Annotated in this window: 18 protein-coding genes; 2 read left to right on the top strand and 16 right to left on the bottom strand. The window is 69.0% G+C overall.

The genetic code is table 11. From position 1 onward, the window contains the following. Positions 1-42: 42 nt before the first annotated feature. Positions 43-360 (bottom strand): tetratricopeptide repeat protein, encoded by a 318-nt coding sequence (locus tag AC07ZS_RS07385; protein ID WP_494797940.1) that lies wholly within the window; start codon positions 358-360, stop codon positions 43-45. 9 nt (positions 361-369) lie between these two features. Next, positions 370-1,806, bottom strand: a complete 1,437-nt coding sequence (locus tag AC07ZS_RS07380; RefSeq protein ID WP_494797939.1) for an MFS transporter — start codon at positions 1,804-1,806, stop codon at positions 370-372. A gap of 70 nt (positions 1,807-1,876) precedes the next feature. On the opposite strand from AC07ZS_RS07380, the gene AC07ZS_RS07375 reads away from it, so the two are divergent. Next, entirely contained in the window at positions 1,877-2,536 is a 660-nt protein-coding gene (locus AC07ZS_RS07375; RefSeq protein ID WP_494797938.1) for a helix-turn-helix transcriptional regulator, read from the top strand. Here the strand turns inward: AC07ZS_RS07375 and AC07ZS_RS07370 are convergent. The 3 genes from AC07ZS_RS07370 to AC07ZS_RS07360 are packed head-to-tail and all read right to left on the bottom strand — an operon-like array spanning position 2,512 to position 4,754. Continuing rightward, a complete protein-coding gene (locus AC07ZS_RS07370; protein ID WP_494797937.1) occupies positions 2,512-3,021 on the bottom strand; it encodes a dihydrofolate reductase in 510 nt (169 codons plus the stop codon). The two genes, AC07ZS_RS07375 and AC07ZS_RS07370, sit on opposite strands and share 25 nt — an antisense overlap. 4 nt (positions 3,022-3,025) lie before the next feature. Next, complete coding sequence (locus AC07ZS_RS07365; protein WP_494797936.1) at positions 3,026-3,919, bottom strand: DMT family transporter; 894 nt, start codon at positions 3,917-3,919, stop codon at positions 3,026-3,028. Between the two features lie 22 nt (positions 3,920-3,941). Continuing rightward, positions 3,942-4,754 (bottom strand): thymidylate synthase, encoded by an 813-nt coding sequence (locus tag AC07ZS_RS07360; protein WP_494797935.1) that lies wholly within the window; start codon positions 4,752-4,754, stop codon positions 3,942-3,944. A gap of 87 nt (positions 4,755-4,841) precedes the next feature. Between AC07ZS_RS07360 and AC07ZS_RS07355 the strand changes: the two genes are divergently transcribed. Continuing rightward, positions 4,842-5,420, top strand: a complete 579-nt coding sequence (locus tag AC07ZS_RS07355; protein ID WP_494797934.1) for a LuxR C-terminal-related transcriptional regulator — start codon at positions 4,842-4,844, stop codon at positions 5,418-5,420. An 18-nt stretch (positions 5,421-5,438) separates the two neighbouring features. On the opposite strand, the gene AC07ZS_RS07350 is transcribed toward AC07ZS_RS07355, so the two are convergent. From AC07ZS_RS07350 to AC07ZS_RS07300, 11 genes are all read right to left on the bottom strand, one after another. Further along, positions 5,439-5,969 (bottom strand): cupin domain-containing protein, encoded by a 531-nt coding sequence (locus AC07ZS_RS07350; protein ID WP_494797933.1) that lies wholly within the window; start codon positions 5,967-5,969, stop codon positions 5,439-5,441. Positions 5,970-5,998: 29 nt separating this feature from the next. After that, on the bottom strand, positions 5,999-7,006 hold the full coding sequence (locus AC07ZS_RS07345) for an MBL fold metallo-hydrolase (protein ID WP_494797932.1): 1,008 nt from the start codon (positions 7,004-7,006) through the stop codon (positions 5,999-6,001). Between the two features lie 37 nt (positions 7,007-7,043). Further along, positions 7,044-7,808 (bottom strand): ABC transporter permease, encoded by a 765-nt coding sequence (locus AC07ZS_RS07340; RefSeq protein ID WP_494797931.1) that lies wholly within the window; start codon positions 7,806-7,808, stop codon positions 7,044-7,046. Next, entirely contained in the window at positions 7,805-8,581 is a 777-nt protein-coding gene (locus AC07ZS_RS07335; RefSeq protein WP_494797930.1) for an ABC transporter permease, read from the bottom strand. The genes AC07ZS_RS07340 and AC07ZS_RS07335 overlap by 4 nt, the downstream gene beginning before the upstream one ends. A gap of 1 nt (position 8,582) precedes the next feature. Further along, positions 8,583-9,353: an ABC transporter ATP-binding protein gene (locus AC07ZS_RS07330; RefSeq protein WP_494797929.1), complete on the bottom strand. Its 771-nt coding sequence runs from the start codon at positions 9,351-9,353 to the stop codon at positions 8,583-8,585. A gap of 5 nt (positions 9,354-9,358) precedes the next feature. Further along, positions 9,359-10,306, bottom strand: coding sequence for an ABC transporter substrate-binding protein (locus tag AC07ZS_RS07325; protein ID WP_494797928.1), 948 nt, complete (start codon positions 10,304-10,306; stop codon positions 9,359-9,361). A 19-nt stretch (positions 10,307-10,325) separates the two neighbouring features. After that, positions 10,326-11,264 (bottom strand): fumarylacetoacetate hydrolase family protein, encoded by a 939-nt coding sequence (locus AC07ZS_RS07320; RefSeq protein ID WP_494797927.1) that lies wholly within the window; start codon positions 11,262-11,264, stop codon positions 10,326-10,328. Beyond that, on the bottom strand, positions 11,261-12,793 hold the full coding sequence (locus AC07ZS_RS07315) for a class I adenylate-forming enzyme family protein (protein ID WP_494797926.1): 1,533 nt from the start codon (positions 12,791-12,793) through the stop codon (positions 11,261-11,263). Before AC07ZS_RS07315 ends, AC07ZS_RS07320 begins: the two co-directional genes overlap by 4 nt. Positions 12,794-12,953: 160 nt before the next feature. Then, a complete protein-coding gene (locus AC07ZS_RS07310) occupies positions 12,954-13,880 on the bottom strand; it encodes a transglycosylase SLT domain-containing protein (RefSeq protein WP_494797925.1) in 927 nt (308 codons plus the stop codon). After that, complete coding sequence (locus AC07ZS_RS07305) at positions 13,877-15,307, bottom strand: FAD-binding oxidoreductase (protein WP_494798040.1); 1,431 nt, start codon at positions 15,305-15,307, stop codon at positions 13,877-13,879. The genes AC07ZS_RS07310 and AC07ZS_RS07305 overlap by 4 nt, the downstream gene beginning before the upstream one ends. A gap of 62 nt (positions 15,308-15,369) precedes the next feature. Beyond that, on the bottom strand, positions 15,370-15,823 hold a 454-nt coding region (locus tag AC07ZS_RS07300; protein WP_494797924.1), incomplete at its 5' end, for a DUF2069 domain-containing protein.

The following is a 15,823-nucleotide window of genomic DNA, read 5'->3' as shown; positions in this document are numbered from 1 at the left end:
AGTGCCAAGTATGCGATGAACCGAGACCCAACCGATGGCCTGTCACCCCGGCGCAGGCCGTCGCAGGCGTTTGAGGAAGACCGTCATTTCCTTGACCGACTGGTGGTCGCCTTGCTGTTCGGCCACCACCAGGCCCTGCGTCCAGGCCGCTTCGGCCGCGTCCAGGCGCTCGAGCCGGCGAAGCGCCACGCCCAGCAGTTTCCAGGCGGCCGAGTGGCGCGGGTTCTGTGCCGTCGCCTGCGTCAGGTGCCGCACGGCGGCTTCGGCGTCCTCGTCCTTGAGGCAGGCCTGGCCCAGGCCGAAACGCAGCAGGGCTCCATCACGGCCCTCGGCCAGCATCTTCTCGAGCCGTTCGCGCATGGTGTCTCCTCACGGGCCCGGTGCGCGCGTGATGCGGCGGGCCAGCAGGGTCGCCAGCGCCGGCGCCAGGGCGAAGCTCGCGAACAGCCAGACCGCGGCGGCGCGCGCACCCGCCGGCCCGCCCGGGTCGCTGAGGCCCGCGGCGTTCGCCACCAGACCCGCGACCGCCGCGCCCACGGCCATGCCGTAGAGCTGGATGGTGGTGATGGCGGCCGATGCCATGCCACCTTCCCCGGCCGGCGCAAGGCTCAGCACGCGGTTCAGCAGATGGGGCCAGCCCATGCCCACGCCCGCTCCCGCGCCGGCCAGGGGCAGGCCGCAAAGCAGCAGGCGCACACCCGGGTTCAGATCCGCACCGACCGGTATCACCACGGCCAGGGCCAGCAGGCTGAGGGTGGTCAGCAGCGGGCCGGCCCGCAGCAGGCGCGCGGCCGCCGCGCCGCTGCGCCCCGACGACAGCAGCGAGCCCGCGCTCCAGCCGGCCGCCATCGCCGCGGTGAGGTAACCCGCCGCCAGCGGCGTGTGGCCGTGCAGCACCTGCAGGAAGTAGGGCACGTAGATTTCGGTCGTCATGCCCACCAGCAGCAGCGCCACGATGGCGTACACGGTGCCCAGCGGCGAACCCAGCGCCGTCGCGCCCGAAGGCAGCAGGCGCACCGCCGCCTGGCGGTCCACCCCGATGGCGGCGGCGCCCAGGGCCAGACCGCCGGCCAGGCCCAGGCTTTGCCACAGCAACTGCGGCGACAGGCTTCCTGCCGCGATCAGCAGCACGGAGCCCGCGAGAAGCCCCACCTGCACCAACGGCACCTGCGGCTTGGGTCCACGGGTTGGCGCGGCGCCGGACGCGGGGCGCAACTGCACCACGACCACCAGCGCCTGCAGCAGCGAGATCGGCAGCAGGATCCAGAAGGCCCAGCGCCAGTGGCCGGCCTCGGCGAACAGCCCACCCGCCGCCGGGCCGCACAGCGTGGCGATGCCCCACATGCCGGAGACCAGGGCCACCGCGCGCAACCACAGGGCAGGCTCGAACACGACACGGATCAGGGCGTAGCTCAGGGCCGCCAGGGTGCCGCCGCCCAGGCCTTGCACGCTGCGGCCGATCAGCATCCCGCCCATGGAGCCCGCGCTGGCACACACGGCCGAGCCCAGGGCGAACAGGCCCAGCGCCGCGAGGCAGGCGCCGCGTGGCCCGAGCGAGGACAGCACGCGCACCGACAGCGCGGCGCCGATGATGGACGCCACCACGAACAAGGTGGTGTTCCAGGCGTACCAGTCCAGTCCGCCGATGTCCTGCACCACGGAAGGCAGCACGGTGGTGACGATGTGCACGTTGATGGCGTGCAGGGCCACGCCACCGGTCAGGGCCAGCGCGAGCCAGCCGTTCCTGCCCTTGAGCAGATCGCCCCAGGAAGCCGTTGCAGGGAGAGGGGCGGTGAGGGACGACATGGGCGATTCTCGACAGTGCGCGGTGGCGCGGTTATTATCCAAGTGAATGTTTGCATATTAGGATTGCGCCATGGTTTATGCAAGTAAAGACCTGGATATTCAGGGTGCATCCCCGACGGCGGATCGCATCCTGTTCCTTGTCAAATCCCGGGGGCCGACCTCCACCGCCCGTCTGGCGCTGGCGCTGGACCTGACGCCGGAAGCGGCGCGCCAGCAGGTGCAGAAGCTGGTCGCGGCGGGTTGGCTCGAGGGCCAGCAGGAAGCCGCCGCCGGCGTGGGCCGGCCCCGCCAGAACTGGGCGCTGACCGAGGCCGGCCACCGCCGCTTCCCCGACACCCACGCGCAGCTGACGGTGCAGCTGATCGGCTCGGTGCGGCAGTTGTTTGGCGAACAGGGCCTGGAGCGGCTGATCTCGCAGCGCGAGGCCGATGCCCGCGCCGTGTACCAGCAGCGCTGCAACGGCAAGACCGTGGCCAGGCGCCTGGAGCAGCTTGCGGTGGTGCGCAGCGAAGAGGGCTACATGGCGCGCGTCGAGCGCGACGGCAAGGACTGGCTGCTGATCGAGGACCATTGCCCGATCTGTGCCGCGGCGCGCAGCTGTCAGGGTTTCTGCCGCTCGGAGCTGCAGCTGTTCCAGGACATCATCGGCGGCGAGAGCCGCATCACGCGCGAACAGCACGTGCTCGCCGGCGCGTCGCGCTGCGTCTACCGCGTCGTGGTTCGGGTGTAGGTCACGAACGCGAAGGGCAGGCCGTTGGCGGCCGTGTGGGTCTCGCGCGCGGTCTCCTGCCATTCGGGGCCGAACACCGGCGCGTGCGCATCGCCCTCGAAATCCCGCGCGATCTCGGTGACCACGGCGGTGTCGGCCAGCGGCAGGGCGGCGGCGTAGATCTGTGCGCCGCCGATCACCCAGGCGTCCGAACCCGCCGGGCACAGCGACACGGCCTGCGGCAGCGAGTTCGCGCGGGAAGCGCCTTCGGCCTGCCAGGCGGTGTCGCGCGTGACGACGATGTTGAGCCGGCCCGGCAGCGGGCGGAACTTCGGTGGCAGCGAATCCCAGGTCTTGCGGCCCATGATCACAGGGTGGCCGAGCGTGGTGCGCTTGAAGTGCGCCATGTCTTCCGGCAGGTGCCAGGGCAGGGCGTTGTCCTTGCCGATCACGCCATTGGCGGCGCGCGCGAGGATCAGGTGCAGTCGGGTGGTGGGCTGGGGCATGCGCCTATTGTGCCGCCGGCAGCGCAGGCCGGACGGGCCAGAGCACGCTGGCAATGGCCATCATCACGAAGCCGATGGCGGCCCAGTCCTGCCAGTGCGGCACCTCGCCCACGATGAAGGTCGCGCTCAGCGTGCCCACCAGCGGGATCGCCATGACGCTCATCGCGCTGGTGGCCGGCGGCAGGTTGCGCGCCATGCCGAACCAGATCAGCTGCGCCACGCCGTAGTTGATGAACACGCCATAGGCCAGGCTGATCCACATCGGCGCCGAGAAGCCGGCCAGCCGGGGCAGCGGCTCCAGCGCGAGGGCCAGCGCCCACACCACGCCGCTGCCCAGCAGCAGCATCCAGACGGTGACCACCATGGGGGATAGCGTGAGGTGGGCGCGGCGGAACTGCAGCGTGCCCACGCCCCAGCAGAAGGCGGCGCCCAGCATCCACGCGATGCCGGTGGGGCGGCCGCTCAGGCTTTGCAGTTCATGCCACAGCAGCAGCGCGATGGCGATGCCCGCGCACACCACGGCCGCGCGCACGCGCGGCGTGATGCGCTCGCCGAAGAAGGCCGCGCCGATCAGCACGGTGAAGATCGGCATGGTGAAGCCCAGGATGGCCGCCCGGCCCGAGGCGAGTTCCTGCACGCCGAAGATGGAGAGCGTGTGCCAGCCCAGCACGTTGGGCAGGCCAAGCCAGGCGATGGCCGCCCATTCGGCGCCCGTGGGGCGCATGCGCTCGCCCCGGCGGGCGACGTAGATGAACAGGCCGAGCGCGCCCAGCATCATGGTGCTGGCGCGGAAGTACAGCGGCGTGAGCTCCTGCAGCGAGAGCTTCATCATGGGCCAGTTCACGCCCCACATGAGCGTGAGGGCGAGCAGCGCCCAGAGCTGGCGGCGGGAGATCACGCGCGCGGCGCCGGGCGCGGGCTCAGACCGCCACCGGCGCCTTGATGGCCGGGTGGTGCTGGTAGTCCAGGATCTCGAAGTCGTCGAGCTCGTAGTCGAAGATCGATGCGGGGCGGCGCTTGATGCGCAGCGTGGGGTAGGGGTGCGGGGCACGCGCGAGCTGCGTCTCCACCTGCTCGTGGTGGTTGCTGTAGATGTGGCAGTCGCCGCCGGTCCAGATGAACTCGCCCACTTCCAGGTCGCACTGCTGCGCCAGCATGTGGGTGAGCAGCGCGTAGCTGGCGATGTTGAACGGCACGCCCAGGAAAATGTCGGCGCTGCGCTGGTAGAGCTGGCAGCTCAGCTTGCCGTCGGCCACGTAGAACTGGAAGAACGCGTGACAAGGCATCAGGGCCATCTTGTCGAGGTCGGCCACGTTCCAGGCGCTCACGATGATGCGGCGCGAATCGGGGTTGGTCTTGAGCTGCTTGACCACCTCGCTGATCTGGTCGATGTGGCGCCCGTCGGGCGCGGGCCAGTTGCGCCACTGCACGCCGTACACCGGGCCGAGGTCGCCGTCTTCGCGCGCCCATTCGTCCCAGATGGTGCAGCCGCGCTCCTGCAGCCACTTCACGTTGCTGTCGCCGCGCAGGAACCACAGCAGCTCGACGATGATGGCCTTGGTGAACACCTTCTTGGTGGTCACCAGCGGGAAACCCTCGTTCAGGTCGAAGCGCATCTGGTGGCCGAACACGCTGGTGGTGCCGGTGCCGGTGCGATCGGTTTTCTGCACGCCCGTCGTGTACACGTGGCGCATGAAATCTTCGTACTGTGAGCGGATGGGGCGGTCTGTCATGGATGGAATTGTGCCTGTTTCGGCCCGGCCCCGAGGCGGTGGCGCGCCGAACCCCTGCGCCATAATGGCCCATCACCCCCACGCCCGATGACGCCCAAGACCCTGTCTGAATCCATTGCCGAGCCCGAAATGATTTTCGAGCTCGCGCCGGTGGGTTTGATGGTGACCCGCCAGCGCATCATCGAGCGCTGCAACCGGGCCATGTCCGAGATGTTCGGTTACCCGGTGAGCGCCCTGGTCGGGCAGTCCACCGAGATGCTGTATCCCTCGCACGAGGAGTTCGAGCACATCGGCGAGACCTGGGTGGCCAGCATGCGGCAGAACGGCAACCACCGCGACCAGCGCATCATGCGGCACGCCAACGGGCGCATGTTCTGGTGCGCGGTGTCCGGGCGCTCCTTCACGCCGGAATCGCCCTTCGCTTCCGTGATCTGGGTGTTCGATGACATCAGCGAGGCCCGGCCGGTGAACGCGCCGCTCACGGCCCGCGAACGCGAGATCGCGGCCCGCGTCATCACCGGCCTGACCAGCAAGCAGATCGCCAAGGACCTCAACGTCAGCCACCGCACGGTGGAGGCTCACCGTCTGCGCCTGATGCGCAAGCTGGACGTGAACTCCACCGGCGAGCTGATCGCACGCATCCTGGGCATGCCGCCCTCGCCCTGAACGGGCTGTGGGCGCGGCTCAGGCGTGCGGCGTGGCGCCGATCAGGATGGCCGCCACGATGCAGGGCTCGGTGCCGCGCACGCTCCAGGAATGCATGGTCCCGCGCTGGACCAGGATGTCCCCGGCCTTGAGCAGCGTTTCGCCCGTGTCCAGGATGGCGTAGATCTCGCCCTTGAGCACCACGATGTAGTCGATGGTGCTGGTCTTGTGCCGCATCGGGTCGTCCGAATGGGCGTCGGGCGCGTGGCCGGCCCCGATCGACTCGAAGGCCTTGGCCGCGTCCGCGCCTTGCCACATGGTGTCGGGCGGGAACTCCACGATGCGCAGGATGCTGCCCACTTGCGGCGGCTCCAGCTTGACCGGGCGCGAGGCGGCGTCTGCGGTGCCGGTGTTGTCAGCCGGGGCGGTGGTGGTCTCCCACAGGTCGGTCAAGGCCACGCCCGGCATGGACGCCATTTCCTTGATGTTGGGCGCGAGGCCATCCATGATGAAGGTCGAGCGACCCTGGGCGTCGTGCCCGGTCACGACGCGGCGGATTCTCCAGGCCATGTGTGTCTCCTTGAGGTGGGATCTGGGGGTCAGTGGTTGGCGTGGTTGCAGTTGGGTCCGCAGCCGATGATGTTGCCGTGCAGCTTGCGCTGGCGCTCTTCGTAGTGCGCCATCAGGCCGAACAGCTTCACGGTGTCCGGCGGCGAGGTGTCGCCGCTGAACTCCTGGTACAGGTTGTTGACGGTGACGTAGATGCGCTCGGCGTCGGTCCACGAGTTGAACTCGCGCAGCGAGATGTCGTCCACCGCCTGTTCCAGCGTCATGCCCTGGTCGTAGCGCTTGCGCGCCTCGGCCTTGACGTACTCCAGGTAGTGCTTGAGCGCGCGCACGCCGGTCTTGTCGGTGATCGGGCCGTGGCCAGGCACCACCACCTCCACGTCCCAGCCGAGCATCAGGTCGCAGGCGCGGATCCAGTTGTCCACCGGGCCCGCCCACACGATGGGGTGGCCTCCGTTGAACAGGATGTCGCCGGTGTAGACGATCTTGTCTTCGGGGATGTAGGCGAGCACGTCGCCTTTGGTGTGGGCGGGGCCCACCTCGACCAGCTTCACGGTCTTGTTGCCCACCTTGAGGTCGATCTCGCCGCTGAAAGTCTTGGTCGGCGGGGTGTAGACGATGCCGCGGAAATCGAACACGCGGCCCATCGCCTTCATGAGGAACTCACCGCCGTCGCCCAGTTCCTTGTAGTTGCGGAAGCGGTCGATCAGGGCCTGGGGTGGGTGCGCGAGCATTTCGTCGGCGCAGGCCTGCGAGACGATGATCTCGGAGTCGGCCACCAGCTGGTTGCCGAAGTAGTGGTCGCCGTTGGCGTGGGTGTTGACCACCTGCGCGATCTCCTTGGCCTCGGGCACCGCGTTGCGCATCGCATGCAGCATCTCGCGCGTGAGCTTGAGGTCGAACAGGGTGTCCACCAGCAGCGACTCGCCGCTGTCGGTCACCAGGCCGGCATTGCTCCAGCCCCAGGTGCCGTCGGGCAGCAGCCAGGCGTAGTTGCCGTTGCCGATGTCGTGCAGTCCCTTGGTGTATTGCCATTTCATGGGTTGTCTCCTGTGGTTGGGGTGGGGGATGCCGGGTTCAGGGCGTGCGCCAGCGCAGCAGGTGCTGTTCGGCGCGTTGGAGCAGGATGTTGGACACGTAGCCGACCGCGCCGAGCACGATGATCCCGGCGTACAGGTCGGCGCTGCGGAACGAGCGCGCAGCCAGCGTGATGTTCTGGCCCAGGCCGATGGTGCCGGCCAGCATCTCGGCCACCACCGCGAGGATGAGCGAGACCGTCAGCGCCAGCCGCAGCCCGGCGAAGATGTCGGGCAGCGCGTTGGGCAGGGCGATCTTCCAGACCATCTCCAGCCGCGAGAGGTGCAGGATGCGCGCCACCTCCAGCAGCCGGGGCTCGATGGTCTTGAAGCCGTGCACCGTGTTGAGCAGCACCGGCCAGAGCGAGGAGAACGCGATCGCCGTCACGATCATGCGGTCGTTCAGGCCGATCAGCAGCACGAAGACCGGGATCATGGCCGAAGCCGGCAGCGGCCGGATCAGCTCCAGCGTGGGCTCCACATAGGCGCGCAGCCGGGGCGAGAGGCCGATCGCCGCGCCCAGTGCGATGCCCGCGACCGAGGCGGTCACGAAGCCCAGCACCATGCGCGTGAGGGTTTCGCGAAAGGCCAGCCAGAAGTCGGCCGTGCCCATCTGGTCCCAGAGCGACTCGAAGCTGCGCAGCGGGGCCGGAAAGAACACTGGCGACACCAGCTCCAGGTGCGCGGCGAGCTGCCACAGGCCGACCAGCGCGGCCAGCACACCCAGGCTGGCAAACCACATCAGGACACCGTGCCGTTGTTTCATGACGATTGCTCCGCCCAGTTGCCCATGCGCCCGAACCAGCGCTGCTGCGCGCGCAGCAGCGAGGCGTTGAGCGCCCAGCCGATCAGGCCGATCCAGCCGATGAAGGCGAACACGCGGTCGGGCCGCATGCTTTCCTGCGCGACGATGAGCGCGTAGCCCAGGCCCATCGGATTGGCCGTGATCTCTACCGTGACCGCCACCACCAGTGACACCGCGGCCGCCAGCCGCAGGCCGACGAAGATGCGCGGCAGCGCCGCCGGCAGCACGATCTTGGTGACGCGTTCGCGCAGGCCGAAGTTGAGCATGCGTGCCACCTCCAGCAGGCGCGGCTCGATGCCGCGCACCGCGCTTTCGGTGATGATCAGCAGCGGCCAGAAACACGAGAAGGCCACGATGCTGCTCTCCATCTGGAACCCGTAGCCGTGGATCAGCAGCGCCAGCGGGATCAGCGCGACCGAGGGGATGGGTCGCAGCGCTTCGGTGGACACGCGCATCAGCTGCGACAGGTGGCGTGAGAGGCCGAAGGCCACGCCGACCAGAATGCCCGCCGTGGCCCCCACCACCAGCCCGCCGACCGCGCCGCCGAAGGTCTCCAGCGCGGCCTTGAACAGGCTGCCGTCGGCGACCACGCCCACCGCCGCGCGGAAGATCGCGAAGGGGGACGACAGGCTCTCGGCCTTGAGCAGCCCGGAACGGGCCGCGAATTCCCAGAAGATCAGGACCGCCGCCGGGAACAGCACCCCCTTGAACACGCGCGCCATGGATGCATTCATCTCAGTGCCCCGGTGGCAGGAGGTTGAACAGGCGGTGCCGGTAGGCCAGGAAGCGCGCGTCCTCCCGCGTGGTGAGCTGGTCGCGCGGCCGTTCCAGCTCGATCGTCAGCGTCTCCGACAGCCGTCCCGGGTGCTTGTCCATCGAGATCACGCGGTCGCCCAGGTAGATCGCTTCTTCCAGGTCGTGGGTGATGAACACCACCGTTACGCCGGCGTCGGCGCACAGGCGGGCCACTTCGTCCTGCAGGGTCTGGCGCGTCATCGCGTCGAGCGCACCGAAGGGCTCGTCCATCAGCAGCACCTGCGGCGCCTGCGCCATGCAGCGCGCGATCTGCAGGCGCTGCTGCATGCCGCCGGAGAGCTGGATCGGGTAGGCGTCGGCCCGCTCGGCCAGGCCCACCCGTTCCAGCATGTCGCGGATGATGGGCGCGCGCTCGTTCTTGGGCACGCGGCGCGCCTCCAGCGCCAGCTCCACGTTGCCGGCCACGGTGCGCCAGGGCAGCAGGGCGCGCCCGTAGTCCTGGAACACCACCGCGAGTTCCGGGTCGGGCCCGTCGATCGGACGGCCCCGGTACAGCACGCGGCCCTGGGTGGGGCTCAGCAGGCCGCCCATCAGGCGCAGCAGCGTGGTCTTGCCGCAGCCCGAGGCGCCGACGATGCAGACGAACTCCTTCTCATGCACCGTGAGCGAGATGTCGTTCAGGATGTTGAGGGAACCCACGGTGAAGTCCAGCCCGGTGACGGACAGGACGGGCGCATTGGCTTGGCTCATGCGGCTCACTTGTAGATCAGCTTCGCCGGGTCGATCGGCTTCTTGAGCATGTCCTGGTCCATCATGATCTTGTTCCAGTTTTGCACCACCTCGGGCGTGATCACCGGGCGGAACTTCGGGTCGGGGAACTTGGCCTGCACTTCGGCCGGGAAGGGGATGTAGACCAGGTTGGCCTTGCGCACCACGCCCGGGTCTTTCTGGGCCAGGGCCGAGGCTTCCTGAATGGCGGCACGGAAGGCCTCGACCTGTTTGGGATTCGCGTCGGCCCACTTGCGGTTGGCCACGTGCCAGCCCGACTGCACCTCGCCTTCCAGCGCGGCGATGTAGTAGGCAACCACGCGGCCGGCGCCCGTCTCTTCGGCGCGCGAGAGGAAGGGCTGCACCGCGAGGATGCCGTCGACCTGGCCGTTGCGCAGCACGTCCACGGATTGCGCGAACGCGTTCTCGGTGAAGGTCACCTTCTTGTAGTCACCGCCGTTCTCGGCCATCCACTTGCGGAACAGCACGTGCAGGAAGGCGTTGAGGCCCGGGGTGGACACGCGCTTGCCCTCGAAGTCCTTGGCGGTCTTGATGGGGCTGTCGGGGCGCACCATGATGGCCACGTCTTCCATGCCCTTGGTGTAGTAGCCGCCACCGGCCAGCACCACCAGGTCCAGGCCCTGTTCGACCGCCTGCATGGTGTTGGGCGCGGTCGGCGTGGCGATCTGCAGGCTGCCGGCCATCAGGGCCGCCGGCGTGGTGGCGGAGTTGGGCACCAGCTTCATTTCCACGTCCAGGCCGTGCTTCTTGAAGATGCCCTCGTTGGCCGCGACAAAGGCGTTGGCGAACGCGGTGGACGCCGAGAAACCGAACACGATCTTCTGGGCCCAGACGGGGGCCGCCGCCGCACTCAGCAGCGTGGCCACCGCCAGGGGGCGCACAAGGGAACGCAGGGTCGCGATAAGGGTGTGCATGGCTTGTCTCCAGATGGTTTTAGGGAAGGAACACCACACGGTTCTTCAGCACGCCGAGCTTCTCCACCTCCAGCTCGACGACATCGCCGTGTTTCAGAAACCGGCCCAGTTCCAGTCCGCATCCGCTGCCGACCGTTCCTGAGCCGAAAAACTCGCCTGCGTGCAGCGTCTCGTCGCGCGAGGCGTGGACCAGCACGTCCTCGAAACGGTGGTGCATCTCGCCGCTGTTGCCGCGCGACCATTCTTCGCCGTTGACGCGCGCGATCATGGTCAGGTCGTAGGGGTTGCCGACCTCGTCGGCCGTGACGAGCCACGGGCCCAGCACGTTGCCGGTGTCGAAGTCCTTGCCTTTGGTGGGCCCGAGCGTGCCGCCCATCTCGCGCATCTGCTGGTCGCGCGCGCTCACGTCGTTGAAGATCAGGTAGCCGAAGATGTGCGAGCGCGCGTCTTCCTTGCGGATGTTCTTGCCGCTCTTGCCCAGGATGGCGGCGAACTCCAGTTCGTAGTCCAGCATCTGGCAGTACGCCGGGTTGACGATGTCCGCGCCCGTGCCCACCACCGAGAAGCGGTTGCACTTGTAGTAGATCGGCTCCTCGTACCAGATGGGCGGAATCTCCACCTTGGCCGGGTCGCGCTCGCCGTCGGTGGCGCCGAACAGGTGGCGGTTGGCGCGCGCCTGCCGGAAGTGTTTCTCGAAGCACAGGAAGTCGCGCATCTGGCGCGGCTCGGGCAGCGGCGCGGCCAGCTTCACGTCGGCCAGCGCGTGCGTGACGGCAGGTTTGTCCAGCAGTTGCCGCGCTTCCTTGAGCGCGGCCTCGCCGCCGTCGATCAGCGCCAGCATGTCGCGCATGGCGGGCGAGGTGGAGGACGCGGTGAAGTCTGCCAGGCGCTGTTCGCCCGCGAGCAGGGCGCCGATGTGGCGTTGACCGCCGGGCAGATCGAATGTGACCAGTTTCATGGGTTGTGTCTCCTGTCGTTGGGGGAATCGCCCAGGTCCCGCAGAGCGGTCTTGAGCACCTTGCCGTAACTGTTCTTGGGCAATTCGTCGAGCAGCAGGTAGCGGCGCGGGCGCTTGAAGCGCGCGATGCTGGCGAGGCAGAGCGCGTCGAGCTCGCCGGTGTCCAGCGCATGGCCGGGGCGCGCGACCACGCAGGCCAGCACCTCTTCGCCCCATTCGCTGTGCGGGCGCCCGATCACGGCCACTTCGCGCACGCCGGGGTGGCGCAGCAGCACCTCTTCGACCTCGCGCGGGTAGATGTTCGAGCCGCCACTGATGATCAGGTCTTTGGAGCGGTCCTTGAGAGAGAGGAAGCCGTCGGCATCGAGTTCGCCGATGTCGCCGGTGTGCAGCCAGCCGTCGCGCAGGGTCTGGGCGGTGGCTTGCGTGTTGCCCCAGTAGCCCGGCATCACCGGGTCGCCGCGCACCAGGATCTCCCCGGTCTCGCCGCAGGGCAGCGCCGTGCCGTCGGGCTGCGCGATGCGGATCTCCACGCTGCTCTGCGCCACCCCCACGGAGGCCATGCGCTGCGCGTGGCGCGGATGACCGAGATTGGCCAGGTGTTCCCGCGAGAGCGCCGTGATCGCCATCGGGCATTCGCCCTGGCCGTAGATCTGCACGAAGCGAGACCCCATCACGGCGATGGCCTGCTGGATGTCGGCGGCGTACATGGGCCCGCCGCCATAGACGATGGTCTTGATGCCGTCGCCGTCCAGGCCGCGGGCCTGCGCGCTCTCGACCAGGCGCTTGACCATGGTGGGCGCGGCGAACATCGACACATCGCGCAAGCGGCCGGCCAGCGCGAGGATTTCATCGGCGTCGAAGCCGCCGGAGTCGGGCACCACATGGCGCGCACCTGCCAGCACGTGCGGGAGGTTGTACAGGCCGGCGCCGTGCGACATGGGCGCCGCGTACAGGCTCGCGTCCCCCTGCCGCACGGTGTCCACGTCCGAGAAATAGCAGAGCGTCATCGACAGCAGGTTGCGGTGGGTGAGCATCACGCCCTTGGGTCGGCCGGTGGTGCCCGAGGTGTAGAACAGCCAGGCGATGTCCTCGGGGGCACGGTGCACCGGTGTTGCCGCATCGCTTGCGAGCATGGAGGTGTAGTCCGCGCCGTCCACGTCGATCGCGGTGGCCGGGTCGGGCCGCAGGTCCGCGCCCAGATCTTGCGAGGTGAACAGCGCGCGCGCACCGCTGTCGGCCAGGATGTACTCCACCTCGCGCGCATGCAGCTTGTGGTTGATCGGCACCACCACCAGCCCGGCGAACCAGGCGCCGTACAGGATCTCCAGGTACTGCGGGCAGTTGTGCAGCAGCAGGGCGACGCGCTCGCCTGGTCGCAGGCCCAGGCGCTGCGTCAGGTCGGTGGCCAGCGCCCCGGCCCGGCGCGCCAGCTCGCGGTAGTCGCAGCACACACGCGCACCCAGCAGCACGGCATCCCGGTCGGGGAAGGTTCGGGCCGAACGCACGAGCAGCTGCGCGATGTTCATGAAGCTTCGTCTCCTGTGACCATGCCCGGGTGCTGGGGCGCATGGCTTGTGATACGAAAATTCTAGGAACGCGCACCCCCGCCTGATAGTCGTAGGACTACCTCATGGGGTTACTACTGAGTCGAGCGCACGCCGCGCTCGCGTGGCCTGCGGGCCCCGGTCAGGGCCGGGCAGCCGCGATGCCGGGCAAGGCCGGCGACGGCGCGGTGATGCGCTCGTCGAAGGGGTGCTGCTGCAGGGCGAAGATCTGCTGGATGCGCTTGATGTAGCCCTGCGTCTCGGGGTAGGGCGGCACGCCGCGGAAGCGGTCCACCGTGCCTTCGCCCGCGTTGTAGGCGGCGAGCACCAGCGGCACGTTGCCCTTGAAGTAGGCCAGCAGCCACTGCAGGTAAGACAGGCCGCCGCGGATGTTCTGCTCGGGGTCGAAGGGCTTGTTCACCCGGAAGCGCGCGGCGGTTTCGGGAATGAGCTGCATCAGGCCCTGGGCGTTCTTGTCCGACAGGGCATGCACATTGAAATTCGACTCGGCCTTGATCACCGCGTAGGCCAGGCCGGGCTCGATGCCGAACTGCGGCGCGAGCTTGTAGACGATCTTCATGATGCGCTGCTGTTCGGGCGTGTTGACCCAGTCGCGGTAGCGCGTGATCACAGCCTGCGTCTCGGCGTCGAGCCGCGCCTGTTCGGCAAGCTGGTTGGTGCGCTGCTGGTCGGCGCGCTCGGCCTGCAGCACGCAGTCGGGCTTTTCGGCCGGCGTGCCCAGGCGCTGGAACATGGCCTCGGCCTGGGTGTCGCCCAGCAGGGCAGCGCGAGCGAACCAGTGGGCGGCGTAGCCGTCGTGGCGCGGCGTGCCTCTGCCGTTCGCGTAGAGCCAGCCCAGGTTGTAGGCCGAGGCCGCATCCCCCGCCAGCGCGGCGCGGCAGTACAGCGCGATGGCCGCATTCGTGTCGCGCGCCACGCCTTCCCCGTGTTCGTACGCCAGCGCCTGCTCGCGCCAGGCCTGGCGCTGGCTGGCCTCGACCGCGTGCGCCAACCCGGTGGCGGCGAGCGCACACACGAGCAGCAGGCGGGCGGGACGGCGGAGGTTCATGGAAGGGTGAGCACGCGGCCAGGGTTCATCAGTTGTTGGGGGTCGAGCGCCTGTTTGATGGCGCGCATCAGGCCCAGGGCAACCGGGTCCTTGTAGTGGGGCAGGTGGGCGGCCTTGAGGCTGCCCACGCCGTGTTCGGCGCTGATCGATCCATCGTAGCGCGCCACCGCATCGAAAACCAGGGTGTTCACGCGCGTTTCCTGCTCAACCAGGAACTTTTTGGCATCTGCGCCGGCCGGTGCCTGCACGTTGTAGTGCAGGTTGCCGTCGCCGAGGTGGCCGAAGTTCACCAGCCGCACACCGGGCATCTCGCGCTGCAGCAAAGCGTCGGTCTCGGCGCAGAAGGCCGGGATGCGCGAGACCGGGATGCTGATGTCGTGCTTGATGTTCAGGCCTTCCTCGGCCTGCGCCAGCGGAATGCTCTCGCGGATGTGCCACAGGCCACGCGCCTGTGCCAGGCTCTCGGCCACCACCGCGTCGCTCACCAGGCCTTGCTCGAAGGCGGTCTCCAGCAGCCGCTCGAACTGCCCGCGCGCGTGTTCTTCCGACTCGCTGTCGCTGTTCTCGAGCAGCACGCAGTAGGGGCTCTCTTGCCAGAGCGGCACGCGCAGGTCGGGGAAATGCCGGTCGACCAGGCTCAAGGCGAACTGGCCCATCACCTCGAAGCCCGTCAGGCCCGCGCCCAGGTGCTGGTGCGCCAGGCCCAGCAGCGCCACGGCCGCGTCCAGCGTGGGCACGGCGGCCCAGGCGGTGAGCTGCGCGGCGGGCAGCGGGTAGAGCTTGAGCGTGGCGGCGGTGATCACGCCCAGCGAGCCCTCGCTGCCGATGAACAGGTCGCGCAGGTCGTAGCCGGTGTTGTCCTTGCGCAGGCCGGTGAGGCCCTGCCACACCTCGCCCTGCGCGGTCACCACCTCCAGGCCCAGGCAGAGCTCGCGTGCGTTGCCGTAGCGCAGCACCTGCGTGCCGCCGGCGTTGGTGGCGAGGTTGCCGCCGATCGTGCAACTGCCCTCGGCCGCCAGGCTCAGGGGGAAGAGGAAGCCCGCCTTCTCGGCCGCGTCCTGCAGCGACTGCAGCACGCAGCCGGCCTCCACGGTCATGGTGAGGTTGGCGCCGTCGATCTCGCGCACGGTGTTCATGCGCGTGAGGCTCAGCACCACCTGGGTGCCGGAATCGTCGGGCACCGAGCCGACCACCAGGCCGGTGTTGCCGCCCTGCGGCACGATCGCCGCACCGGCCTGGGCGCAGGCGCGCACCACGGCGGCCACCTCGGCGGTGCTGCCCGGGCGCACCACGGCCAGCGCGCGGCCCTGCGCGCGCTTGCGCCAGTCGTTTTCCCAGGCGGAGAGGTCGGCGGCGGGGTCTTCGTGGGTCAGCACCTGCGCCGGCCCCACGGCCTCGCGCAGCGCTTGCAGCAGGGTGGTGTTCACTGGAACACCTTCGCCCAGCGGGCTGCGGTGCGAGCTTGCTTGGGAACGGCCCGGCGCTGCGCTCATGGTTTGGCCACGCGGGATTCGGCGGCCGCGTTGGAGCTGGCCACGTCGGCGGCCACGGCTTCCTTGCCGGCGGCGCGCAGGCGCATGCGCACGTGCAGCGCGCAGGCGGCGAAGAGGGTGACGCACAGCAGCACCTGCAGCCAGGCCAGCCACATCGAGGTGCCCGACTCGCTGGTGGCGCGCACCGCGCCCTCGGTGAAATACAGCCACACCAGCAGGCTCACCCAGCGGTAGGTGTACATGCGGTTCTTCAGCAGGCCGGCCAGCGGCGCGGTGAGCGGCAGCACCTTGATGGCCCACCAGGACCCGCCTTCGCGCAAGGGCGCGAGCCACAGTTCCCAGGCCAGGCCGAGCACGATCAGGCCCAGCAGGCTGCCGACGGCGAGCCAGCGGGTGCCGCGCACGGCGAAAGGGGTGTCCAGGGCGCTGGCGGGCGAGGGGGAAGTGGGC

The organism is Hydrogenophaga sp. GW456-12-10-14-TSB4 (assembly GCF_059424305.1).
The sequence above is the reverse complement of the archived record's forward strand: the minus strand, read 5'-3'. Positions and strand labels throughout refer to the sequence as shown.